Raw genomic sequence first — 24,150 nt, forward strand, 5'->3', positions numbered from 1 at the left:
ATCTTTTCTTTTACGTATTTACTTTATTTACATACAGGATTAAGATGTTTTTTAGAAATAAAAAACTACATCAAATGGAAAAGCAGTATGAATTGATTCAAAAGAAATTTGAAAGGAATGAGGAATTGTGAAGAAATTAGATGTGCTATTAATGTTATTGAGCGGCCTCTTTCCAGTTGCAGGAATTATAAAGCAAATCCCACTAGAACAGTCTTTATATATTGGGGGCCTTTTATTTTTTACTAGTTTCGGTAGTTATTTTGCGAAAAAAATATATTCACGCATATGTAGCTGGATAGCGTATGCTCCATTTATAACACTACTGTTAGTCATTTGGCATCAAGATATTTCAATAAGTTCAATAATAGCGAACGCGAAAATTGCCGCATGTGTCGCTTTAATTCCGTGTCTATTCCGTTTTCGTACATATGGACTTACATTCGGTTTAGTCTCTTTATGGGCCGCTTTACTATGGGATATTAAAGAAGTACAGTCGTTAGTCATACTTGAACGTATGTCGAGTTTAATGACAAGCAATTTCAAATATATTATGCTTTTAGTTGGTGGACTTATATTAGGTGGATTACTTGCGATGTTAATTCACCGAAGAGAGAAAGATGTTAATAAAGAAAATATAAATCTATTTCAACAAAAAAAGAAGCGCAAAAAATTATCATTTAAGATTCCATTTCCAAGATTACCGAAATTTAAGATGAAATTATTTAAGTTTGGCGGAAAAGTATCAAAACGAAAAACACCAGAAAAAATACGTGAGCATAATTACGAAGAACCAGCTCCAGCTGCAACATATGAAACGCCAGAGCAAATACATCAATATAAAGAAGGTACTGCGCAAGGACAAACGAGGATGGAACGTCGTAGAAACAGGTATAATGCATAAGAAATTTCAGTTAACCCTTTAATGATTTATCATTGAATTAATAAATCATTAAAGGGTTTTTTATGTAATTAAATATAGATTGCTAATGAGGAATTCATAGCATAATCTAAAGTTGAGGACTTAAATAAAATAATGGGAGGACAAAATGCTTTTTATTACATATATTGCCGTCTGCATATTATTCTTAGTTAGCTTTTTACATGTTTATTGGGCTTTTGGAGGTAAGTGGGCGACAAATAGTGTCATTCCAACAAAATCTGGAGAAAAGGCGTTTACACCAGGTTTAGGAATGACATTGTTCATTGCGTTATTATTAAGTATGGCAGCAATGATTTTATTGCAACAAACAAATATAGTTCATTTTGCATTTCCAAATATTATTATTCAAATAGGATCCTGGGTTTGTATGTTTGTTTTTTTCATAAGGGTAATTGGTGAGTTTCGTTATTTTGGTATTTTTAAACGCGAAAAAGATACGCATTTTGCTAGAATGGATACTGTTTTATTTATACCACTTTGTGCATTTCTATCTTTATCTTTCTTATTAGCAATTGTAACGTGAATGTATAAATATATGAATGTTAAATAAGCGGCCTCTGTGCAATCAGAAGCTGCTTATTTTGTGTGGTTACATTTTATTGCAAAAATATAACCAACAATATTTTAATACTGTATTACAAAGTAAAGAGTTGTATACAACTCTAATTAAGAGGATGGATTGTTTCTAGTTGGTAAGTAGCAAAAGAAATTATTACAATAATGTAAGGTTTACGTAATGATAATCGATAGTAAATTAAAGTGTTTGAGTGTATTTTTAATATGGTTTAAAAGTACTGTTTATCTATAAAGATAAATAATATTTAATTAGGAAGTGTAATTAAATGATTGAGATTAAATCAATTATCCATTCATACAAACTAAAGAGAAGAATAGCTAGGGATTTATACGGCACCAGGGATGAATTGACACTATTATTAAATGAATTTAATAATATGAAATGTACAGTTGTATCTGAAAAAAAGGAAAATAGTATGCTAACTCGTTTACAATTAATTTATCAAAATATGAACTTAGATAAACAGTTTCCTCTACCCCTTGCTTTAAATAACAAGTTATTGGAGCGATTAGAAAATGAATCTCTTCAAACTATTGAGGGTTGTATATCGTCTCTACATTTAATGTTAGATATAAATTATGAGAAAATAAAACATTATGGATCGAGCACAAGTAGGTCATTTGTGCCATTATCGCAATCTTCTATTTGTCTTGCTGATTGTATTTGTTTAACGGGATTTATATTAGGAGTACTAGGAACAGTGACATTTGGAGAATTAATATTATCTGTATGTTCGCTTACATAAAGAAAAAGAACACTTACTTAAGGTGTTCTTTTTTCTTTATGTAGAAAAGCTTTTGAGATAGGAAACATGGATTCAAATGTATAAGTTCATTTGGATCGTGTTGTGTAACTCAAAAAGGAAAGTATCAGAAAATGCTTATTTTGAATAAATATAAACATCGGCTATTTGGAATCAGTATTAGAATGCTTAGAATTGGTCGGAAAATGTCGTGTGAAATGTAAATAAAAAAGGACAAGCAGTCGTATCTGCTGTCCTTAAAAGGAGAAAAGTCTTTTGATTAAGAACTACGAATAAACAGAAAAACTGCTTGTAATTAGTTTTACCCTAAATATATATGTCTATACAAAAAAGGGATAAGTAAAAAATACTTATCCCAGGAAGGGAAATCCAAAACACCAAAATGGCTTGCATTGGTATGCAGGTTCAAAAGTAGTATATGTAAAACGAAAAATCTCATACAAAAGCAGACAAGTAAAAGTGTTGTTTGCTAGAGAATCTAATAAATGAGCCAACTTTTCACGCTTCTTTTCCCATGTCAAGAAGAGCAAAAAGTGAAGAATCTACCTGCTTTCAGTGGAATGTATCTATTGCGGTATATATGAAATTATTCAGTCAATCAGTAAAAAAAGCCGAAAGAAGATAATGAATAGTACACAATTACGCGGAATATAAAAGGGACATAACTGAAAGGAAAGAAGTGGGATATACTTTTGGGTTTTATGAATGATGCATTTTCTTTATTTTCTTTGTCCCAAAAATACAACTAATAATTGCGAGTAATGCATTTGAAGAAATGAAATTTACGGTCCAATAAATTCCTGTTCCAGCAATTAAATCGATAATAATAAATTTTTTAATTGCCGAACCTTTTACTACATAAAAAACAAATTGATTGTTATTGTTATTCAATGTTATCACATCCCCTATCTTTTTTAATATATGACAAGGCATGCTTGTTCTAGTCTTAATGTTAATAAACCAATAAGACTTAGCAGAAGCTAATAAAGCAATTATAAATAAAGGATAATTATTGGAAGTTACATTCTTAACTTCAGTGAAAAGAGTTCAAAATTATAATTTTTCCTGCGTTTCTGATAAAATATTATATTTTACTTAAGGGTTTATGCGGAAAATTTGATAAAAAATTCTTTAATTAAAAGTATAATTCCAAGCAGAAACAAGACTTCAATAGAGAACCAAAACATACTTTTTTGAGGCTTTTTAAATTCCATAATAATAGATGAAAACAAAAAAATAGCAATAAGTATGATAATTAAGAGACGAATTATATCAGCCATTAATAACACTCCTAATATTTAATTAATACTATTATATAATTCTTTCTAAAGATGTAGAATGCTAGAAACGTTTGATTGTAATTTTAATAAAAGGAATAAGAGGTGTATATTGGTTGTTTTCTTAAATTCATTTTAAACGTGTTATGGGATGTGATAAACCATAATTTAATAAAAAAGGATGTAAGCGCATTCTTATCGAATTATAGATAATTAAGAGAGGCGGTGACACTATGAAGTATGTAAAGGTCTGTATGAATGGTGGAAGTGAACACAAATTCTCGATGACCTTAGCTCGGTTTGAAGAACTTATTACTACAGAGAATGGGCTACTAGAAAATAAATTAGTTAGTATTGAAAATGTAATGATTAATCCTACTAATATATCTTCTGTAGTTGAAAAAATTGGTGTACCGGCTAAGTTTATGGAAGCTTAAAAGTGTGTACATAAAAAACATCCATAGGGATGTTTTTTTATTTATTAATAGGATAATTGTACAATAGATATTTGAGTAGGATTTTTAGTGATACTTTATATGTGCACCATAAAATAAGTACAAGCATATATTAAATAGTAGGACAAGATCTTCGTGTCCGAATCAATACTCAGAAAAAATCTCTAATCACTCTAGGGCATCCAATAGAAGGGTGCTCTTATTTTTTATGAAAAATGTAGCTCTACAACGGTTTCGTTTCAATTATAGTTTTCTTTAACCTTTGATTTTAAATTTATCTTTTACGTTCATAAATATTAAGAATAAAATGACAGCAATAATTAAATTAGACAAATAGAAATTTTGGTGAAACAGTAGTTCAAAGGTAACATCAAGTGTATATAATAAAGCCGCAGCAGGTAATATACAAATAAATATAAATCTCCAATTTTTTAGATAATGTTTATAATTAGTAAGTACTTTCTCCATTAATATTGCTCCTATAGTTTTTATTTTCTATATAATTATACATTTAAATAAAAAGATTTACAAAGTATTTAAAATTTATTAAGCAACTATTATGATTTTGTGTGATTGATAAAGGGGAAGTAAAAAATATTTTAGGTCTATAGCATGAGGGAGAGATAGAGAAAGATTTTATTAAAAACTTAGATAGCTGCGTTAATCTGTGTAAGAAATGATTTGACTAAAAAAACTTTTAAAGAGTGATACTTAAATGGTACACTATTATCTACGTTATTTTTGAAATGAATAGAGGGATTTGTGTGATAGATAAAATCAAAAATGTTGTAGAGGACATGTACGAAGATGAAGCAAAACATTTACTTCAAAGTATTCTGATTCAGTTAAATTTATTAGAAAAAAATTATAGTGAAGATTCAATTAAAAATTTGATGGATATTCCTAGGCAACTAACGAGTAATACAACTTATAAAAAAAATGTAAAAGAAAGTACGCACGTACATATTGCGTTTGATGATTCAACTGCTGGGTGTTTAAAATATATGCTTAGCCAAGAAGAACGATTGGAAGAGAGAGTTGTCGCTTTTTCTGAATTCTTTTCAATAGGACCGATAAATAAGTTACATACAAATGAGGGGCAACTAGCAAGACAAAAATGGTTAGTAAACAACTTAACCGCTTATGATAGTTATTTTGAAGAAGAGTATTTACCAAGATTTATTGAAACTATGGAAGAACTACATTCTATTCCTATTGAAACTCCTATTACGATTTGGAAAGCAAATAACGCACACGAACAAGTAGGTCTATGTGTTGTATTGGCACAATTAAAAGATAAGAAAAACATTCGAGTTATGAATACGTCAGAAGCAAGTAAAGAAATATTAAAACTAGAGTATGATATTCGTGGAACTGGAGAGTTAGCGCCTGAAAGTTTAGCCCTAATTCATAAAAGTTTTGTAGAATTGCCTTATTTAACTGTGGAGAAACGTATGCAGTTTGAACATGAGTGGGATAGTCTATCGAAAAGTACGGAATTTTTAAGAGTTTGGACAGACAATGAAGTGCATTCTGTACAAGAAGGTTATTTTGATCAATTTATAATTGAATGTGCGAAAAGAGTAGGTGCTGATAAAGGGTTTACTAAAGCTCCTATAGTGATTGGTGAAGCACTTGGTCTTGTGGAACAATTGGTTGGAGATACTTTTTTAGAATATCGCTTGAAACAATTAATTAAAAAAGAAGTATTTGAATTTGTAGGTTCACTAGAAGAAATGCGCTTTTATAGTGTGAAGTTAAGGAAATAATAAATACATTTTATGTTTAAAAGCCTCGTATTATTAAAAATACGAGGTTTTTAAATTGAAGTTGGGCTATAACATAAGCTTCCTTTAGAGGGCAGATCACATATGAATGTTAAAGGTACTGAATGAAAAGAAGGTGATTTGTTAATATGTATAACCAACCAAATTATCCATATGATCAAGCGATGTATTATAATTCACAAAACTACGGATATGAATCTACAAATGAAGTGAGAAATATGGAACAAGAAGATTATAGACCAGATGATGCTGAAGATGCTCCAACGTCACCACCACCGTCACAAGCTCCATCATTACCATCTACATTTGCTTCTCCAGCACAAGCAGGTAATATGAAATCATGGATGTGTAACTGTTTAGGAAGATGGGGATATTTACGTTTACATCGTCCTGGACCTTTCGGAAGAGACTTATGGTTCTTTCCGACTGAAGTGAGAAGAAACGGAGTATCAGGTTACACTTGGCAAGGTGGTCGTCGTCGTAAAGTAAGTTACCGCTATCAACAAATTAGTAATTTTATGTGTTTCGCATAATAAGAAGTGAGAGAGTAAAATAATTTTGCTCTCTCATTTTTTATTTTTCAATATACGAAGTAAGATTTCGGATGAAAATTTACAATTTTCACGTTTTTATTAGAGTATAATGCATATGTTGGTTGGTTTTCAAAAACAAATGAGAGTGAGGGAATACAATGTCAATGAAAAATAAAGTTGGCCGAAGAATAGAAGATGGCATTAATTTAGCTTCAGCTCAGTTTAAAGAAGATGCATATGAAATTTATAAAGAATCGAGAAAAATGCAACCTATCTTATTTGTGAATAAAACTGAATTAGGTGCAGAATGGCTTATTACAAGATATGAAGATGCTTTGCCGCTGTTAAAAGACAGTCGCTTAAAAAAAGATCCGGCCAATGTATTTTCTCAAGATACATTGAATGTCTTTCTTACTGTTGACAATAGTGATAATTTGACGACACATATGTTAAATTCAGATCCACCTAACCACAATCGTTTACGATCACTCGTACAAAAAGCTTTTACACCGAAGATGATCGCACAATTGGAAGGAAGAATTCAGCATATCGCAGATGATTTATTGAACGAAGTCGAACGAAAAGGTTCATTAAACCTTGTTGATGATTATTCATTTCCTTTACCAATCATTGTGATAAGTGAAATGCTCGGCATTCCAAAAGAAGATCAAGCGAAATTTAGAATTTGGTCTCACGCTGTCATTGCTTATCCGGAAACACCAGAAGAAATAAAAGAAACTGAAAAGCAACTATCTGAGTTTATTACATATCTTCAATATTTAGTTGGTATGAAACGAAAAGAGCCGAAAGAAGACTTGGTTAGTGCTTTAATACTTGCAGAGAGTGAAGGGCATAAGCTTAGCGCCCGAGAACTATATTCAATGATAATGCTATTAATTGTCGCAGGACATGAGACGACAGTGAATTTAATTACAAATACGGTATTAGCGCTTCTCGAAAATCCGAATCAATTACAGTTATTGAAAGAAAATCCAAAATTAATTGATGCTGCTATTGAGGAAGGATTACGATATTATTCTCCGGTTGAGGTTACAACTTCAAGATGGGCAGATGAACCTTTTCAAATTCACGATCGAACAATTGAAAAAGGAGATATGGTTGTCATTGCTTTAGCTTCTGCAAACCGTGATGAAACAGTATTTGAGCATCCGGAAGTATTCGATATTACTCGCGAGAACAATCGTCATATTGCCTTTGGGCATGGTAGTCATTTCTGCTTAGGAGCACCGCTTGCTAGGTTGGAAGCAAAAATTGCTATTACTACGTTATTTAATCGAATGCCTAAACTACAAATAAAAGGGAATCGAGAAGAAATCAAATGGCAAGGTAATTATTTAATGCGTTCTTTAGAGGAATTACCATTAACATTCTAGAATATTTATTGTAAGACATGCATACATAGAAAATGATTTACATAGAGTATGTATGTGTTATTTAAATTCGAAACGGAAGGGTGAAAACATCCCAATGATCAACTAATTCTATTTGTAAGAGATCTTCGTTAAAAAACGAAATATTCTTCTGAATAGGATTAGTCTGTACATTTATAGAAAAGGGATGTATTTCGCTCTGCGAAAAATATAGTCTTTTCATATGATTTGTGCTGCCTCCTGTTCAGAACCTGAAATAGGAGGCTTTTTTATGTCGACAAATGTAGAAACGAAACAAAATAATGGGGTATCACAAGTATTGAAGAATAGATTTGTACAGGGAATTTTAGCTTCAGCATTATTTTTACAAATTGGAATATGGGTTCGGAACTTTGCCGTATTACTATATGTAATGGAAATGACAAAAGGTGATGCTTTTGCTATTTCGATGATTTCAGTTGCGGAGTTTGCTCCAATTTTCATCTTTTCCTTTATTGGTGGAACGTTTGCTGATAGGTGGAAGCCGAAGAAGACAATGATATGGTGTGAAACGTTAAGTTCTATTTCAGTATTTGCTGTATTAATCACTCTTATGTTTGGTACGTGGAAAATTGTGTTTTTTGTCACGCTTATTTCTGCAATCCTTTCGCAGTTTTCTCAACCATCTGGAATGAAATTATTTAAACAGCATTTATCGGCAGAACAAATTCAATTAGCGATGTCTATTTATCAAACAATATTTGCGATATTTATGGTGTTAGGACCGATTCTTGGAACATTTATTTTTCATAGTTTTGGAATTTATATTTCAATCATTATTACAGGTATCGCTTTTTTACTTGCAGCAGCTGTGTTATTATTTCTTCCGAAAGATCTTGAGAATGATAACGAGAAGAAAGAAATCACTCTATTACAGGAAATGCTTGATGGTATTAAATATGTGAAAAAGAAAAAGGCATTAACTTTGCTAGGGTTTTGTTTTATGGCTGCAGGACTAGGTATAGGATTGATTCAGCCATTAGGTATATTTATCGTGACTGAGCAGTTAGGGCTGTCAAAAGAGAGTTTACAATGGTTACTAACAGTAAATGGTGCAGGAATGATTGTTGGCGGTGCTTTAGCGATGGTATTTGCAAAAAATGTTGCGCCGCAAAAAATGTTAATTATCGGTATGCTCGGTCAGGCAATCGGCATCGGTATTATAGGTTATTCCACAAATTTATGGGTAACACTCACAGCACAACTTTTTAGTGGGTTAGCTCTTCCGTGTATCCAAATAGGTATTAATACGCTTATTATTCAAAATAGTGATACAGATTTTATTGGTCGTGTAAATGGCATTTTAAGTCCACTATTCACTGGTTCGATGGTAGTAACAATGAGTATAGCTGGTTCATTAAAAGAAATGTTTTCACTAAGTATGATGTATGAGGGCACAGCTTTACTATTTATAATTGGATTATTATTTATTTTACCTATATACAATTTAAAGCCAGTAATAGCGGTAGAAAGTGAAATGAATAGTAAAGGAAGTGCTGTGCAACATGAATCCTAATCCAAATGTTAAATACCCTATTGAAGGAAATAGAAATGTTCACTTTATAAAAAATACAATAACGAAAGCTAATATACATGTTGGAGACTATTCATATTATGATGCGAAAGATGGAGAAACATTTGAAGATCGAGTATTACATCATTATGAATTTCTTGGAGATCACCTTATTATTGGAAAGTTTTGTTGTATTGCAAATGGAGTTACCTTTATTATGAACGGGGCGAATCATCGGATGGATGGATTTTCGGCATACCCATTTAATATATTTGGAAATGGATGGGAGAAATATACACCTAGTTTGACTGATTTACCATACAAAGGAGATACAGTTATAGGAAATGACGTTTGGATTGGTATGGATACAACGATTATGCCTGGGATAAACATAGGTGATGGTGCAATCATTGCAGCTAAATCTGTTGTGACTAGAGACGTCGCACCATATACAATTGTTGGTGGAAACCCTGCAAATAAAATAAAGGACCGATTTACAAATACAATAATAGAGGAATTATTGCAAATTCAATGGTGGCATTTTGACATTGAAAAAATAACTGAAAATATAGATACTATTGTACAAGGGGATATAGAGCCATTAAGAAAGCTAAAAAGGGAATAAAAAATGCATAACAAAGAGTATCATACCTCCGAATCTTGTTAATGATAATAGAACAAGGAGGTGTGATACTATGGCACAAGACGTTTTATGTGAAGTAAACAACTGTAAATTTTGGGCTAACGGCAATAAATGTAGCGCAGACGCAATTTATGTAGTAAGTCATAAAGGAAAACAAGCATCGACTACGGAAGAAACAGATTGCAAAACTTTTGATCCAGAAGTATAAATTTTTGAAGGGTAGCCAAATCGTGGTTGCCCTTTTATTAATTATAGTATTGATAATAAATCTCATTTTCATTCATTGTTTTTAACTTTTCTTTTTATTTTTTCATATTTTCTTCATAAGTGATGTAATCCAGAGCAATTCATGTTCGATACGTGATTTACTAAATTCAATGACTTCTGTAATAAAAGATGAGCTAGCATCTAGAGATTGAATAGCAGTAAGTTGTTTATGTAGTATGTCTTGGCGTATTGTTAAAACTTCTTTTCTAGCTTCATAATCAAGTTTTTCAAATAGCGCGATACGAACAAGAAATTCTATATTGTTTGTCGCAAGTTTTTCGGGAAACTCGCGCAACATTTCAGAAAAGATTTCTTCTCCTGTTTCAGTTATGTCGTACATATTTCGGTTTGGCTTACCGACTTGTGTATGTACTTTTTTCGTTATAGCCCCCATATTCTCAAAACGTCGAAGAGAAGGATAAAGCATATTATGATTTAATTCAAAATTCTCTCCTAACCGATTTTGGATATTTTTCTTAATTTCATAGCCATATTTTGGCCCTGACGTCAATTCTGCCAGCAATAAAATATCAACATACATAAAAATCCCCCTATATATTTCTCAAGCTCTCCAACGGAAAATCTCCTTTAGTATATGTTAAAATAACATATGTTAGATTATACAACTTTGAATTACCGACCTATCACTTTTATTGTAAAAGAAAAGGGAGGAAAGGACTATGGCTTCGCCTGAAAATGTAATTTTAGTTCATGAAATTTCAAAGCTGAAAACGAAAGAAGAATTGTGGAATCCGTATGAGTGGTATCAATTTATGAGGGATAATCACCCCGTATATTATGATGAAGAGCAAGATGTTTGGAATGTATTTTTGTATGAAGATGTAAATCGAGTTTTATCGGATTATCGCTTGTTTTCAAGTAGAAGAGAACGAAGACAATTCTCAATCCCACCTTTAGAAACTCGAATAAATATCAATTCTACTGATCCGCCAGAACATCGTAATGTACGTTCTATCGTTTCTAAAGCATTTACTCCAAGAAGTTTAGAACAATGGAAACCTCGAATACAGGCTATCGCAAATGAACTTGTACAACATATTGGAAAATATAGTGAAGTTAATATCGTTGAAGAGTTTGCAGCCCCTTTACCTGTTACCGTCATATCCGATTTATTAGGAGTGCCAACAACTGACCGTAAAAAAATTAAAGCATGGTCTGATATTTTATTTATGCCGTATAGTAAAGAAAAGTTTAATGATCTGGATGCAGAAAAGGGGATAGCACTAAATGAATTTAAAACATATCTTCTACCGATCGTTCAGGAAAAGAGATACCTTTTAACCGATGATATTATCTCAGATTTAATACGAGCTGAATATGAAGGCGAAAGATTAACTGATGAAGAAATTGTTACTTTTTCATTAGGTTTATTAGCGGCTGGTAATGAAACAACTACAAATTTAATTATTAATAGTTTTTATTGTTTCTTAGTGGATTCACCTGGAACATATAAAGAATTAAGAAAAGAACCTAAATTAATTTCAAAAGCGATTGAGGAAGTATTACGCTATCGCTTTCCTGTTACATTAGCTAGGAGAATTACAGAAGACACCAATATATTTGGACCTTTAATGAAAAAGGATCAAATGGTTGTTGCATGGGTTAGTGCAGCAAACTTAGATGAGAAAAAGTTTGCACAAGCCTCTAAATTTAATATACACCGAATAGGAAATGAAAAGCATTTAACATTTGGTAAAGGTGCTCACTTTTGCTTAGGAGCACCACTTGCACGTTTAGAAGCTGAGATTGCTTTAAGTACTTTTATAAATGCTTTTGAAAAAATAGAGTTATCTTCATCTTTCGATTTAGAAAAATGTATATTGGAGAATGAACAAACTTTGAAATTCTTACCTATCTGCTTAAAAACTCAATAAACTGTTCAGCAAGGTACAAACTTACTGTACCTTGTTTTTTTATTTCTCAATTGTAAAATTTTAGTTGGTTATTTAGTATGGAAGTGTGTGAATAAGAGTAGAGGAGGATGCTTATGTTAACGTGTAATGGAAGTAAGACGTTCCAAACATTTATTAAAGCTGTAACAGATTTAATAAATAGTAATTTGTTAGAAGATCAAATTGTTTGTGGGATTGAAAAATTATTAGAAGAACTTTTAGAAAAGAAAACATGGCTTCCGTTAGAAAAACAGAAGGCGAATTCGGCTCAATATGCACGACACTTATTATATGAAGATCCTTTAAATCGTTTTGAAGTATTAGCTCTTGTATGGAAAGATGGACAATCGACTCCTTTACATGATCATGATGGCACATGGGGAGTAGAAGGCGTATTTACAGGAAGAATAATGGTGCAGAACTTTATACAAACTAAGCAGCTTGAAAATTCACTTGTTTATTTAACTCATACAGGAAATCTTTATTTGGGAGAAGGAGAAACAGATAAAGTCATTCCACCAGCTGATTGTCATATCCTTGAAATAGCCAAATATGAAAGCGTTGTCACTATTCATGTTTACGGAAAACGTTTAGAAAAGTTTAAAGTATACGTCCCAACTAAAGAAAAGAATGTATACACGTGTGAGACAAAATATATTCGTTATAATTCATAGTTTAAAATCCAAAGCCCTTGCTTTGGATTTTATTTATAATTATTTCTTGACCTGAAACGCTTTTCATAAATTATAAATAAGGAGTACTTCATGAAATCAGTATGAAAACGATACCTTTCGTTTAATATGACTCGTGTATATATAGAAAGTGGTGAAGAAATAATGAAATTAATCGCAATTGATTTAGATGGAACTCTTCTTTCGGGGAATAAAATGATTAGTAAAGAGAATGCAGAGGCAATTCGAAAATGTCAGGAAGCAGGCCATGTTGTAGCAATTTGTACAGGTCGTTCTATCGTCGATATTGAACGATTGTTGTTAGAAGTTAATTTGGAGTGTCCAATTATTGCCGAAAATGGTGCGCTTATATATAATGATAAAAAAATGATGGAGAGATATCCAATTCAAAATATGCAGGCGCTTGAGATTGTGAATTATCTTGAAGAAAATGGATTATATTATCAGCTTTATACTAATAAAGGTGTGTACGTACCGGAATATGGAGTAGAGAGTGTACGTAATGAAATCGATTATGTGAAAAATTCAAATGAAAATATCGATTTGAAAGAGTTAGAAACGATTGCAGCATTATACCTTGAACATACAGCATTTTTTAGTGCAGAAAGTTGTAAACCAATTGTAGAAACAGACATACATGTGCATAAGCTTTTACCATTTTCTTATGACATGGAAAAATTAAAAAAGTTAAAAGAAACGTTTCTGCATAATACTGATTTAGCAATTACATCTTCCTATTGGCATAATTTAGAGATTAATCATCGAGATGCTCAAAAAGGAAATGGACTATATACTTTAGCAGAACATCTGAATATTCCAGTTGAAAATACTGTAGCGATAGGTGATGGGCTAAACGATGTATCTATGATGGAAAAAGCAAATCTATCAATTGCAATGGGAAATGCAGTTGAAGAAATAAAATCTATGTGTCAATACGAAACATTGACTAATGAAGAACACGGTGTTGCATATGCTTTATATAAATATGTAATGTAAGAAAAAAAGAAAAAAAGAAAAAAAGAATCTACATAGATTCTTTTTTTCTTTTTATTAGGGGTAAGGTATTCTATGAGATTCATAGAAGCCTTATTACATCTTATTATATAGAATATATTGGAATAAATGTTTATATTTTTCAAAATAATTGTGAAAATTTTATGAACTTTATTTTTTTTGTATTTTTATACTACTACAATCGACGTGTAAAACGTTAATATCAAAATTAGATGTATGCACGACGGCGCGATTTATGTTGCTCGTCAAATCAGAATTGATGTGTGATGAACAAAATACATAATGATTAATGTTTCATTTTATACGTAAATTCATCTCTTTTTTAATTGAAAAATAAAATTTGTTCGAATAATTATTCTACAGCTATATACCTAAAGGCACATTCTTCGTATAATGGAGAAGTATAAATTTTGAATTTGTATTAATTTTACATATTGAGGTGAAAAAAGAATGAATGCGCGGCTAATGGAACTTATTGATGTGAGTACAATAGAAACCATGGCAGAACAATTTTATCAATTAACCAACATATCACATCAACTTCTTGATGCTGAAAAAGAATGTATATTTTCTTTTGGAATAAATGAGACGAAAATATGTAAACTTCCCAAAATTGAAATCCCCATTTTTTTATACAATCAACATTTAGGATCTTTTGTAGTATGGTCAAACAAAAGTGAAATTTTCAATTGTCAAAAATATTTTGAAATGCTTTCAAGTCTAATTATAGATGGGGCAACAAAAGTATTTCAAAGTAAAAATACAACATTGCTTTCTCGAAAAGAGGAGGAATTACACACGATTTTACAAAACATGCCTGTTATGGTTGATGCGCTTGATTATAATGGAGATTTTGTTTTGTGGAATCGAGAGTGTGAAATTGTAACAGGTTATACCGCTGAAGAAATAATAGGGAATCCAAATGCACTTCAACTATTGTACCCGGATCATAATTATCGTCATCGAATACAAACGAAATTTTTAACTTGTGGAAAAAATTTCAGAGATTGGGAAATGCACTTAACGTGTAAAAATGGTGAAACCAAAACAATTATGTGGTCCAATATATCAGAACAGTTTCCTGTAACAGGATTTAGCTACTGGGCTGTTGGTGTAGATATTACACATTTAAAAGCGATAGAAGAGCAATTAAAACAACAAACGTCGGAATTGGAATTAATTTTTAAAGCTTTACCAGATCTATGTTTCTTAACAGAAGTTGATGGCACAATTATAGATTATAAAGCAGGCTCCCCTACAAAATTTTACGTACCGGCAGAAGCTTTTATGGGAAAAAAGTTTTTCGAAGTATTACCACCTCCAGTTGCACAGCAGTTTCAGGAAGCTATTCATCAAGTGAAGGAAAAAGAAACGAATGTAATTGTTGAATACCCTCTTGCAATTAATGGAAGTATTGATTTCTTTGAGGCTAGATGCTTACCATTATTACATGATAAAATTATGATTATTGTACGCGATATTACAGAGCGGAAAAAGACCGAAGAATTACTAAATAAATCAGATACACTTGCAGCAATCGGCCAATTAGCAGCTGGTGTTGCTCATGAAGTGAGGAATCCATTAACAGTCATTAAAGGGTTTATACAGTTATTCCAAATTAATAAAGAAGATCAAGAAAAATATTTTGATTTAATGCTTTCTGAAATTGAAAGAATAGAAGCGATTCTTCAAGAGTTTTTATCAATTGCTAAAACAGATGAAATAAATACAGAACAAAAAAATATATATCAAATTTATAAAAATGTCGTATCGTTAATGAATACAAAAGCAATTATGACCAATATACAGGTTGAACTATATACAGACACCAAAGATATAAGTATTGAATGCTCAGAAAATCAGTTGAAACAAGTGTTTATTAATATTTTGCAAAATTCAATCGAAGCTATGCCAAATGGCGGGAAAATTGCGATTCATTTAAAAGAGATAAAAGATGAGGGTGTCATTATTCATGTAATTGATGAAGGAATAGGGATACCTGAAGAAAGAATTAAGAGATTAGGTGAGCCTTTTTATAGTACGAAAGAGAAAGGTACCGGCATCGGGTTAATGTTAAGTTATAAAATTATTGAAAGTCATCAAGGGAAAATAAGCATTATGAGTGAGATTGGTGTCGGGACGACAGTAACGATTTATTTGCCGAAAGTTCAGAGTAAAGAATCTCTATCAAATTGTGACGATACATGTATATCGATACGTTCTAGTATTAACTCTTAAATAAATGATTAAATACCCAATGAAAAAAGTTAAACTTTTTTCATTGGGTATTTTTATATTTAATCTAGTAAACTTTACCTTTTCTTAACCTTTGTTTTAATTACTATTAAGTTTTTATCGGTATATTAATATTTGTGCAAAGTAATGCATAGAAAATGTGCATTATTTTTAATATATAGAATCAATTATTACTAGAACTACTGTAAGGAGGAGATTATGACAAGGTGAAAAAGCAAGAAGGGAAAACAGGTAGAGCAATACCGACGCGTTTAAATATTTTATTTCTTTGTGTATTTTTATTATTTTCTACAATGATTGTAAAGTTAGGTAAAGTGCAAATTGTCGATGGAGAGACTTATAAAAATGAAGTAGAAAAAAGAGAAAATGCAACTGTGAGTCTTTCCGTCCCACGTGGAAAAATATTTGATCGAGAAGGGAATCCAGTTGTTGATAATAAATCTTTACGTACAATCACGTATACAAAGATGAAAGGCGTAAAATCAGAAGATATTTTAAAAACGGCAAGACAACTTGCAGACATAATTGAAATGCCACAAGAAGATATAGTTAAGTTAACTGAGACAGATATGAAGGATTTTTGGATGCAATTAAATCCGAAACTTGCTGAAAATCTAGTATCTAAAAAAGAAATAGGTACATTTAGGGAGAAGGATATAAGCGGCAAGACGCTAGATAAAAAAATTGAAGAGTTAAAAAGAAAACGAGTTACAGATAAAAATCTTCAGGAATTAACAGATAAAGATATAAAAGTGTTAGCTATTAAAAGTAAGATGACTTCTGGTTATCAAATGGCTCCTCAAATTATTAAAAAAGATGTTAGTGAAAAGGAATTTACTATAATTAGTGAAGGTTTAGCGAATTTCCCAGGTGTAGACGTATCTGTTGATTGGGAGAGAGTGTATGTAAATAATGGATTATTCCGATCCGTTCTTGGAAATATTTCTAATGCCGATGAAGGATTACCGAGTGAACGATTAGATTACTATTTGGTACGTGATTATAGCCGAAATGATAGGATTGGAAAAAGTTATATCGAGCAGCAATACGAAGATGTACTTCATGGTACAAAAAAAGAAGTAAGAAGCGTTGCTGATAAACAAGGGAATACAATTAGAACCGAAACAGTTTCTGAGGGAAAGAGCGGGAAGAACTTAACTTTAACAATAGATATGAAATTGCAGAAAAAAGTAGAAGAAAGTATTGAAAAAATATTAAAGGCATATAAAGGATCGGAATCCATGTTGGACCGTGCTTTCGTTGTAATGATGAATCCGAATAACGGACAAGTCTTATCAATGGCTGGGAAAAGACTTGTAGAAAAAGACGGAAAAACAGAAGTTGAAGACTATGCATTAGGCACAATGACTAGTTCATACGAGTTGGGATCAACAGTTAAAGGTGCGACAGTTTTAACTGGATTTGAAACGAAAGCTATAACACCAGGTACTTATTTTTATGATGCACCTATGAAGTTTAAAGGTACTAAGGAGAAGAAGTCTTGGAAAGAATTTGGAAATATTGACGATTTAAGAGCGTTACAAGTTTCTTCAAACGTTTATATGTTTAATACAGCATTAAAAATTGCAGGTGTGGATTATGTGAAAAATAGTTCATTAAATATTAAACAGGGATACTTTGATAAAATGAGATATTATTTCAGGCAATTTGGATTAGGTGTTCCAACAGGCATCGATTTACCGAATGAAACAGCTGGACAAATTGGTAAAAAAGATAACCAACCAGGTTTCTTATTAGACTACTCAATTGGCCAGTATGACACGTATACACCGCTTCAGCTTGTACAGTATATTTCAACAATTGCAAACGGTGGATATCGAATGAAGCCACAGATTGTTCAAGAGGTTAGAGAGCAAACCGCTCAAAAAGATGAGATTGGTAAAGTGGTGCATTCAGTAGAACCAATCGTTTTAAATAAAATAGATATGAAAGAGGAATATATAAATCAAGTAAAGGAAGGATTTAGAAGAGTTTTCCAAGAAGGTGATGGGACTGGAGTAAAGACATTCCAAAAAGCACCGTATAAACCAGCGGGAAAAACAGGGACAGCACAGACAGTATACGGTGGAGAAAGTGATATTGGAAGAAATGAAAAAGGTGAGCGAAGAGAATGTTATAATTTAACATTAGCAGGATATGCGCCATATGATAATCCAGAAATAGCATTCTCTGTAGTTGTGCCATGGGTTATTAATGATAAATCTGGCATTAACTCTGATATTGGAAAAGAAATATTAGATGCTTATTTCGAATTGAAAAATAAGTGATTGACTGGAGAAACGATAAAAATAGATAGTTCTAGAGAGGATTAAAACATATGAAATGTTATAGAAACTAGATGCATTTTCATATAGGGATAGATTCAAAATGGGTGATAGTGAGGAATAAAATTATGCTATCAATTATTCACATTTTATAAATTAAATCATATATTGATAGCATAGGACAAGCTGAAAAGCTTTTTCTAACCTCACAGAACACTCCTTATCACGGTTAGGCATCTACTTATGTAGATGCCTTTTTTAATTTATTAACTGACAATTATTTATCAATCTAAAGCAGTAAGTATATTAGGACTATTAGGGGAAGATTGACTGTAATAATTACAGTATGATTAATAAGAGCATTTAAATGTAAGGAGTGAGAAATAAGTGCTAAATATTTTAGTGGTTAACTTTCCGGCAGAGGGACATGTAAATCCTACATTAAGTTTAGTCAAAGCCTTTACTGAACGGGGGGATCACGTACATTATATTACAACAGAACACTTTAAAGGCAGAATTGAAGATTTGGGAGCTACCGTTTATACCCATCCAGATTTATTAAAGGAGATTTCTATTGATACTGAAAGTTCATATGGGTTGAATTCTTTCTTTCATGTACATGTTCAAACTTCTTTATATATATTAGAAATTACGAAAAAATTATGTGAAAGCATAAATTTTGATTTCGTAATTTATGATATATTTGGTGCTGGAGAGTTAGTAAAGGAGTATTTACAAATTCCAGGTGTAGTTTCTTCTCCTATATTTTTAATTCCTCCAGAAATTTTAGAGACTTTACCTTTTCATCCAAATGCAGAAATACAATTCCAACCCGATGAGCTTTCCAGCCAATTACTATATCAAATGGAACATAAATTTGGCGTAAAGCCTAAAAATAATCTTCAATTTATGCATAATAAGGGAGATATTTCTCTCGTGTACACAAGTCGTTATTTTCAACCTAATAGCGATTCATTCGGAGAAAATAACATTTTTATTGGGCCGAGTATTTCAAAGCGTAAAACAAATGTAGAGTTTCCACTTGAATTGCTTAAAGATAAGAAAGTGATTTACATTTCAATGGGAACACTACTTGAAGGACTCGAACCATTCTTTAATACATGTATTGATGCTTTCTCAGATTTTGATGGGTTAGTTATAATGACAATTGGTGATAGAAATGATCGTTCTAAAATTAAAAAAGCGCCAAATAATTTTATAATTTCTTCATACGTACCCCAATCAGAAATATTAAGTGAAGCAGATGTTTTTATTACACATGGCGGTATGAATAGCGTTCACGATGCCATTTATTTTAATGTCCCATTTGTCATAATTCCACATGATAAAGATCAGCCAATGATAGCACAAAGATTAACTGAGCTTGAAGCAGCACATTGGTTATTGAAAGAGCATGTTAATATGCAAACTTTGAAAGAAGCGGTAACAGATGTACTTTCAAATGAAAAGTATAAACATGGTATACGAAAACTTAACGATAGTTTTTTAGAATGTGGTGGTTCCAAAAAAGCAATTGCAGTTATTGAATCTCTTTTAAATAAATAGTGTCAACAATATACAAGCATAGAGGTTCAATCCTTATGCTTGTATATTATTATCCCGCAAACTGCACAGCAGTATTTGCGTGTAAAAAAGCAGTATCAAAAACAGGTACAGTAAGGTCATTTTGGGAAATAAGCAAAGGAATTTCAGTACATCCTAGTAATATTCCTTCTGCGCCATTTTGAATTAATGATTTTGTAATTTGTAATAGTTTTTCTTTTGATGTTTCTGAAATAATTCCTTTACTTAATTCATTTAAAATAACATGATGAATAAAATTTCTTTCCTCTTTATTTGGGATGATTGTCTCAATGTTATAATTTGCTAGACGTGATTTATAGAAGTCTTGTTCCATCGTTTGTTTCGTACCCAATAGTCCAATACGCTGTATATTCTGTTCTACCATTTTTTTAGCACTTACATCACCAATGTGAAGAAGCGGGATGGATATTGCACTTTCTACTTCTTCAGCAAATAAATGGACCGTATTGGAACACATTAATAAAAATTCAGCTCCAGATTTTTCAACCTTTTTTGCAACTGTGACTAATTCGTTTTTCACTTCTTCATACTGATGATTTTGTAATAAAGTAGTTACCTCACCAAAGTCCATGCTATATAAAACAAGCTTTGCATTTTGATCATATTGAGAGAGTGTAAGTGTATTAATATGTTTATAGTATAACGATGTAGATTCCCAACTTAGTCCACCAATTAAACCAATTACTTTCATCGTACATTCCTCCCGTAACTATTTTGAATTTATTATTTCATAATTCCGATAAGAATACAATGATTTAAATGTACCGTTAAATAAAAAATAAAAATAATTAGAAAAGTATTGAAATTTATACTTCTTAGTGCCATAATACGAATTACAAATTAATACTTATCCAGAGAGGTGGAGGGAACGGCCCTATGAAACCTCAGCAACCCCTATGTAAATTTATAGGAAGGTGCTAATTCCGCAGAGAACACGATGTGTTTTTTGGAAGATAAGAGGATTCTTGAACGTGAAAGAAAATGACCTCTTATGTAAGAGGTCATTTTTTGTTGTATAGAAAGGAAGTGTCGATGCATAATTCATTTTCAAAATAAATATAGAGTAATAAAAGTTGACTAATATGAGAGGGGAATTGAAATGAACAAATTATCAACAAAATTAGTAGTAGCAATTGGAATTGGATCGGCTTTATACGGGATATTAGGACTTTGGGGGTTTTCTATTGCACCAAATACATTTATTAAACCTGCATTAGCTATATTAACTGTTTTTGGAGCTTTATTTGGTCCAGTGGCAGGACTATTAATAGGACTTATCGGTCATACCGTAACAGATACAATCGCTGGATGGGGTATTTGGTGGGGGGGGGTTATTAGTTCAGGAATTATTGGCCTTGCAATGGGACTCATTCAAAAACGAGTTGGCTTTAGTGTGAAAAACGGGACGTATAATAAGGGTGATATTTCTTATTTAGCCATTACTGGGTTAATTGGTATTGTCATTGCAATTATATTTGCTGGGGCATTCGATATTATTGTGATGGGAGAACCGTTTGACAAAATTGTTATACAAGTATTAGGAGCAACAATTGCTGATGTTATTGTGTTTTTAGTTCTTGGATTGCCAATTACAATTGGTTTAGCAAAATCTAATAAGAAACATACACATTTAAAAATTGAAAAGTAGGGATGTTAACATGCAACCAATTATTTCTTTTGAACAATTCAGCTTTCAATATGAGCATGCAGCACAGCCTACTGTAAAAGACATTACGTTTCATATATATCCTGGAGAAAAAGTACTAGTTGCTGGACGTAGTGGTTCAGGGAAGTCAACGTTAGCTCATTGTATGAATGGGCTAATCCCATTTTCTTATGAAGGGACTAGTACTGGTACTATTTTAATTGACGGAAAAGATCCGAGGAAAGGAAGTATTTTTGAACAGAGTAAACAGGTTGGAACAATTTTGCAAGATCAAGATGCACAATTTATTGGTCTTACAGTAGAAGAAGATGTAGCTTTTTATTTAGAAAACGAATGTGTAAATCAAGTTGATATGAAAAAGATTGTTTCGGATTCATTAAAAAAGGTGAAGATGCATACTTTTCATAAACAAAGTCCACATGAATTATCAGGAGGGCAAAAACAAACTGTTTCTCTAGCAGGTCTGTTAACAACAAATGCTGATATATTATTGTTCGATGAACCGTTAGCAAATTTAGATCCGCTAAGCGCCATACATACAATACAACTAATTAAAGATATACATAAACAATATAATAAAACAATTGTAATTATTGAACATCGAATAGAAGAAATGTTAAACCTGGATTTAGATAAAATCATTTTAATTGATGAAGGTGAAATTGTTGCGATTGGGACACCTGAAAAGATTTTAGCGTCAAATATATTACCATCTATAGGCTTAAGAGAACCTATGTATATAGAAGTATTAAAGAGATTACATTTTGATAGTAATAATGACGTAATATACCCACTTGAAAATCTTCAGAGGGAAAGTGTTAGTAGCGTAATAAATGAGTGGATGGAGAAGCAAGTTTTTTGTAAAGACACTCCTACAAAAAAAGAATTATTGAAAGTAGAGAATTTGTCATTCTCATATTCTAATAAACAAAAAGTATTAGATAATGTGAATTTCTCTATATATAAAGGGGAAATAGTAGCACTTTTAGGCCATAATGGAGCTGGAAAATCAACATTAGCTCATAGTCTTATAGGGATAAACAAAACAAAGAATGATAGGATTTTAATTGATGGAGTAAATATTAATTCTTGGTCTATTCGTAAACGCGGTGAGGTTATATCTTATGTGATGCAAAATCCTAATCATATGATTACTCAACCTACTGTTATGGAAGAGGTTTCGTTTTCATTAAAATTTAAAAAAATTTCAAAGGAAGAAATTAAGCTTAGAGCGGAAGAAGCGTTAAAAGTTTGTGGTTTGTATCCATTTCGAAATTGGCCAATTCATGCGTTAAGTTATGGACAAAAAAAGAGATTAACGATTGCATCTGTACTAACAACAAATCCGAAGCTTATCATATTAGATGAACCGACAGCGAGACAAGATTATTATCATTATAAACAGTTTATGTCGTTTATTAGACAATTAGCTGCAAAGGGAATATCGTTTGTTTTTATTACCCACGATATGAATCTCGCATTGGAATATACAGACAGAGCGATAGTTTTACATGAAGGTAAAATTATTGCGAATAATACCGCGTCTATTGTATTAGGGCATCCAGAAACGTTACAAAGAGCGAATCTAAGGGAAAGTTCATTATTCAAACTAGTTAAATTTAGTGGGATTGCATATCCCGAAAGGTTTATAGAACTTTATTTTGATGTTAAGAGGAGGGAGGAAGGTGTATAGTACATATTTTCATCGCATGGATGGAGCAGTAAAATTGTTGTTATTTATTTTTTGTATGACGCTTACTTTTTTATTTTTTGATTTTCGTGTATTGCTAGTTGTATTTTTGATTGGATGTATCGGACTTTTAGTTGCCAAAATTCCATTTCGTAAAATTTTTATTGTTTTTAGTGTTATATTCACATTTAGTTTATTAAATTCTGTCATGATTTTATTTATTACACCAACCCATGGATCTGAATTAACCGAATCCTATACTTCGTTTGTGCATATTGGGTATGCAACAATTACGTATGAAACATTATTTTATGCAGCTACACTTTCATTAAAATATTTTACTTTATTACCATTCACACTTATTTTTATTTATACGACTGATTCAAGCGAATTCGTTAGTAGCTTAAGTAAATTTCGTATTCATTATAAGATGACATATGCAATAAATATTGCATTACGTTATATACCTGATATTCAGTCCGAATATAAAGTTATTAAACATGCGCAAGAGGCGAGAGGAGTAGCTTTTGAAAAAGGAGAATCCAGTTTATGGATTCGCATGAAAAACCGTGTCTTAATTTTCTGGCCTTTAATTATTCATTCTCTAGAGAGAATCGATACCGTTTCAAACGCAATGGATTTAAGGGGATTTGGAAAGAAAGATACACGTACGTGGTTTTATACAAAGAAAGCAAAAAGTAGGGATTTCTTTGCTTTCTTTGTGGGTGTATTTATTTTAATTGTTGCAGTATATTTAAAATTACATGTATTTCAAAACTTTTGGTATCCATTTTAAAGCACTCTCAAAAGAGTGCTTTTACTTATTTTTATATAGACATGCTCA

Annotated in this window: 23 protein-coding genes and 1 riboswitch; of the genes, 19 read left to right on the forward strand and 4 right to left on the reverse strand. The window is 31.6% G+C overall.

Features of this window, described 5'->3' with window-relative positions; all coding sequences use genetic code 11:
- Positions 1-127: 127 nt before the first annotated feature.
- The 3 genes from ATN06_RS13150 (at position 128) to ATN06_RS13160 (ending at position 2,262) form a co-directional block, all read left to right on the forward strand.
- Positions 128-901: a DUF3959 family protein gene (locus ATN06_RS13150; protein WP_060630995.1), complete on the forward strand. Its 774-nt coding sequence runs from the start codon at positions 128-130 to the stop codon at positions 899-901.
- A 145-nt stretch (positions 902-1,046) separates the two neighbouring features.
- The gene (locus ATN06_RS13155) at positions 1,047-1,463 is read left to right on the forward strand and encodes a DUF3995 domain-containing protein (RefSeq protein WP_060630996.1); all 417 of its coding nucleotides are present in this window, start codon (positions 1,047-1,049) and stop codon (positions 1,461-1,463) included.
- A 319-nt stretch (positions 1,464-1,782) separates the two neighbouring features.
- Complete coding sequence (locus tag ATN06_RS13160) at positions 1,783-2,262, forward strand: hypothetical protein (RefSeq protein WP_060630997.1); 480 nt, start codon at positions 1,783-1,785, stop codon at positions 2,260-2,262.
- 717 nt (positions 2,263-2,979) lie between these two features.
- On the opposite strand, the gene ATN06_RS13165 is transcribed toward ATN06_RS13160, so the two are convergent.
- A complete protein-coding gene (locus tag ATN06_RS13165) occupies positions 2,980-3,171 on the reverse strand; it encodes a hypothetical protein (protein ID WP_060630998.1) in 192 nt (63 codons plus the stop codon).
- 619 nt (positions 3,172-3,790) lie between these two features.
- Between ATN06_RS13165 and ATN06_RS13170 the strand changes: the two genes are divergently transcribed.
- A complete protein-coding gene (locus tag ATN06_RS13170) occupies positions 3,791-3,994 on the forward strand; it encodes a hypothetical protein (RefSeq protein ID WP_060630999.1) in 204 nt (67 codons plus the stop codon).
- A 273-nt stretch (positions 3,995-4,267) separates the two neighbouring features.
- Here the strand turns inward: ATN06_RS13170 and ATN06_RS13175 are convergent, their stop codons facing one another.
- Positions 4,268-4,480, reverse strand: a complete 213-nt coding sequence (locus tag ATN06_RS13175; protein WP_060631000.1) for a hypothetical protein — start codon at positions 4,478-4,480, stop codon at positions 4,268-4,270.
- 296 nt (positions 4,481-4,776) lie between these two features.
- Here ATN06_RS13175 and ATN06_RS13180 point away from each other — a divergent pair, with 296 nt between their 5' ends.
- The 6 genes from ATN06_RS13180 to ATN06_RS13205 all read left to right on the forward strand — a co-directional run bounded on the left by ATN06_RS13180 (position 4,777) and on the right by ATN06_RS13205 (position 10,126).
- Positions 4,777-5,781, forward strand: coding sequence for a DUF1835 domain-containing protein (locus ATN06_RS13180; protein WP_060631001.1), 1,005 nt, complete (start codon positions 4,777-4,779; stop codon positions 5,779-5,781).
- Between the two features lie 146 nt (positions 5,782-5,927).
- On the forward strand, positions 5,928-6,332 hold the full coding sequence (locus ATN06_RS13185) for a hypothetical protein (RefSeq protein ID WP_060631002.1): 405 nt from the start codon (positions 5,928-5,930) through the stop codon (positions 6,330-6,332).
- Positions 6,333-6,490: 158 nt separating this feature from the next.
- On the forward strand, positions 6,491-7,726 hold the full coding sequence (cypA, locus tag ATN06_RS13190) for a cytochrome P450 (RefSeq protein ID WP_060631003.1): 1,236 nt from the start codon (positions 6,491-6,493) through the stop codon (positions 7,724-7,726).
- Positions 7,727-7,994: 268 nt separating this feature from the next.
- Positions 7,995-9,278 carry an MFS transporter gene (locus tag ATN06_RS13195; protein WP_060631004.1) on the forward strand — a complete coding sequence of 428 codons (1,284 nt, stop codon included), beginning with the start codon at positions 7,995-7,997 and terminating at the stop codon, positions 9,276-9,278.
- Complete coding sequence (locus ATN06_RS13200; RefSeq protein WP_060631005.1) at positions 9,268-9,900, forward strand: Vat family streptogramin A O-acetyltransferase; 633 nt, start codon at positions 9,268-9,270, stop codon at positions 9,898-9,900. The genes ATN06_RS13195 and ATN06_RS13200 overlap by 11 nt, the downstream gene beginning before the upstream one ends.
- A 70-nt stretch (positions 9,901-9,970) precedes the next feature.
- Positions 9,971-10,126 (forward strand): DUF1540 domain-containing protein, encoded by a 156-nt coding sequence (locus ATN06_RS13205; protein ID WP_000046091.1) that lies wholly within the window; start codon positions 9,971-9,973, stop codon positions 10,124-10,126.
- 102 nt (positions 10,127-10,228) lie between these two features.
- Here the strand turns inward: ATN06_RS13205 and ATN06_RS13210 are convergent, their stop codons facing one another.
- A complete protein-coding gene (locus ATN06_RS13210; RefSeq protein ID WP_060631006.1) occupies positions 10,229-10,726 on the reverse strand; it encodes a PadR family transcriptional regulator in 498 nt (165 codons plus the stop codon).
- A gap of 139 nt (positions 10,727-10,865) precedes the next feature.
- Here ATN06_RS13210 and ATN06_RS13215 point away from each other — a divergent pair, with 139 nt between their 5' ends.
- The 6 genes from ATN06_RS13215 (at position 10,866) to ATN06_RS13240 (ending at position 19,911) form a co-directional block, all read left to right on the forward strand.
- A complete protein-coding gene (locus tag ATN06_RS13215) occupies positions 10,866-12,080 on the forward strand; it encodes a cytochrome P450 (protein WP_060631007.1) in 1,215 nt (404 codons plus the stop codon).
- A gap of 113 nt (positions 12,081-12,193) precedes the next feature.
- Positions 12,194-12,772: a cysteine dioxygenase family protein gene (locus ATN06_RS13220; protein ID WP_060631008.1), complete on the forward strand. Its 579-nt coding sequence runs from the start codon at positions 12,194-12,196 to the stop codon at positions 12,770-12,772.
- A 162-nt stretch (positions 12,773-12,934) separates the two neighbouring features.
- A complete protein-coding gene (locus tag ATN06_RS13225) occupies positions 12,935-13,786 on the forward strand; it encodes a Cof-type HAD-IIB family hydrolase (protein ID WP_060631009.1) in 852 nt (283 codons plus the stop codon).
- Between the two features lie 468 nt (positions 13,787-14,254).
- On the forward strand, positions 14,255-16,042 hold the full coding sequence (locus tag ATN06_RS13230) for a PAS domain-containing sensor histidine kinase (protein ID WP_060631010.1): 1,788 nt from the start codon (positions 14,255-14,257) through the stop codon (positions 16,040-16,042).
- Between the two features lie 224 nt (positions 16,043-16,266).
- The gene (locus tag ATN06_RS13235) at positions 16,267-18,348 is read left to right on the forward strand and encodes a peptidoglycan D,D-transpeptidase FtsI family protein (protein ID WP_060631011.1); all 2,082 of its coding nucleotides are present in this window, start codon (positions 16,267-16,269) and stop codon (positions 18,346-18,348) included.
- A 384-nt stretch (positions 18,349-18,732) separates the two neighbouring features.
- A complete protein-coding gene (locus tag ATN06_RS13240; RefSeq protein WP_060631012.1) occupies positions 18,733-19,911 on the forward strand; it encodes a macrolide family glycosyltransferase in 1,179 nt (392 codons plus the stop codon).
- Between the two features lie 49 nt (positions 19,912-19,960).
- Here ATN06_RS13240 and ATN06_RS13245 read toward each other — a convergent pair whose 3' ends face one another.
- Positions 19,961-20,641, reverse strand: a complete 681-nt coding sequence (locus ATN06_RS13245) for an aspartate/glutamate racemase family protein (RefSeq protein WP_060631013.1) — start codon at positions 20,639-20,641, stop codon at positions 19,961-19,963.
- Between the two features lie 153 nt (positions 20,642-20,794).
- Positions 20,795-20,910, forward strand: a riboswitch (SAM riboswitch).
- Positions 20,911-21,049: 139 nt separating this feature from the next.
- Between ATN06_RS13245 and ATN06_RS13250 the strand changes: the two genes are divergently transcribed.
- Genes ATN06_RS13250 through ATN06_RS13260 form a run of 3 tightly spaced genes read left to right on the forward strand, consistent with a single transcriptional unit; the run spans position 21,050 to position 24,102 of the window.
- On the forward strand, positions 21,050-21,598 hold the full coding sequence (locus ATN06_RS13250; RefSeq protein ID WP_060631014.1) for an ECF-type riboflavin transporter substrate-binding protein: 549 nt from the start codon (positions 21,050-21,052) through the stop codon (positions 21,596-21,598).
- Between the two features lie 10 nt (positions 21,599-21,608).
- Positions 21,609-23,309: an ABC transporter ATP-binding protein gene (locus ATN06_RS13255; RefSeq protein WP_060631015.1), complete on the forward strand. Its 1,701-nt coding sequence runs from the start codon at positions 21,609-21,611 to the stop codon at positions 23,307-23,309.
- A complete protein-coding gene (locus ATN06_RS13260) occupies positions 23,302-24,102 on the forward strand; it encodes an energy-coupling factor transporter transmembrane component T family protein (protein WP_060631016.1) in 801 nt (266 codons plus the stop codon). Before ATN06_RS13255 ends, ATN06_RS13260 begins: the two co-directional genes overlap by 8 nt.
- The last annotated feature ends 48 nt before the right edge of the window (positions 24,103-24,150 follow it).

Source organism: Bacillus thuringiensis, assembly GCF_001455345.1.
GTDB lineage: Bacteria > Bacillota > Bacilli > Bacillales > Bacillaceae_G > Bacillus_A > Bacillus_A thuringiensis_N.

What these genes read in the sequence shown, in the direction of transcription:
- ATN06_RS13155 (WP_060630996.1), top strand. Translation starts at nt 1,047, where the DNA reads ATGCTTTTTATTACATATATTGCCGTCTGCATATTATTCTTAGTTAGC.
- ATN06_RS13160 (WP_060630997.1), top strand. Translation starts at nt 1,783, where the DNA reads ATGATTGAGATTAAATCAATTATCCATTCATACAAACTAAAGAGAAGA.
- ATN06_RS13170 (WP_060630999.1), top strand. Translation starts at nt 3,791, where the DNA reads ATGAAGTATGTAAAGGTCTGTATGAATGGTGGAAGTGAACACAAATTC.
- ATN06_RS13175 (WP_060631000.1), bottom strand. Translation starts at nt 4,480, where the DNA reads ATGGAGAAAGTACTTACTAATTATAAACATTATCTAAAAAATTGGAGA.
- ATN06_RS13185 (WP_060631002.1), top strand. Translation starts at nt 5,928, where the DNA reads ATGTATAACCAACCAAATTATCCATATGATCAAGCGATGTATTATAAT.
- cypA (WP_060631003.1), top strand. Translation starts at nt 6,491, where the DNA reads ATGTCAATGAAAAATAAAGTTGGCCGAAGAATAGAAGATGGCATTAAT.
- ATN06_RS13195 (WP_060631004.1), top strand. Translation starts at nt 7,995, where the DNA reads ATGTCGACAAATGTAGAAACGAAACAAAATAATGGGGTATCACAAGTA.
- ATN06_RS13200 (WP_060631005.1), top strand. Translation starts at nt 9,268, where the DNA reads ATGAATCCTAATCCAAATGTTAAATACCCTATTGAAGGAAATAGAAAT.
- ATN06_RS13205 (WP_000046091.1), top strand. Translation starts at nt 9,971, where the DNA reads ATGGCACAAGACGTTTTATGTGAAGTAAACAACTGTAAATTTTGGGCT.
- ATN06_RS13210 (WP_060631006.1), bottom strand. Translation starts at nt 10,726, where the DNA reads ATGTATGTTGATATTTTATTGCTGGCAGAATTGACGTCAGGGCCAAAA.
- ATN06_RS13215 (WP_060631007.1), top strand. Translation starts at nt 10,866, where the DNA reads ATGGCTTCGCCTGAAAATGTAATTTTAGTTCATGAAATTTCAAAGCTG.
- ATN06_RS13220 (WP_060631008.1), top strand. Translation starts at nt 12,194, where the DNA reads ATGTTAACGTGTAATGGAAGTAAGACGTTCCAAACATTTATTAAAGCT.
- ATN06_RS13225 (WP_060631009.1), top strand. Translation starts at nt 12,935, where the DNA reads ATGAAATTAATCGCAATTGATTTAGATGGAACTCTTCTTTCGGGGAAT.
- ATN06_RS13230 (WP_060631010.1), top strand. Translation starts at nt 14,255, where the DNA reads ATGAATGCGCGGCTAATGGAACTTATTGATGTGAGTACAATAGAAACC.
- ATN06_RS13245 (WP_060631013.1), bottom strand. Translation starts at nt 20,641, where the DNA reads ATGAAAGTAATTGGTTTAATTGGTGGACTAAGTTGGGAATCTACATCG.
- ATN06_RS13250 (WP_060631014.1), top strand. Translation starts at nt 21,050, where the DNA reads ATGAACAAATTATCAACAAAATTAGTAGTAGCAATTGGAATTGGATCG.
- ATN06_RS13255 (WP_060631015.1), top strand. Translation starts at nt 21,609, where the DNA reads ATGCAACCAATTATTTCTTTTGAACAATTCAGCTTTCAATATGAGCAT.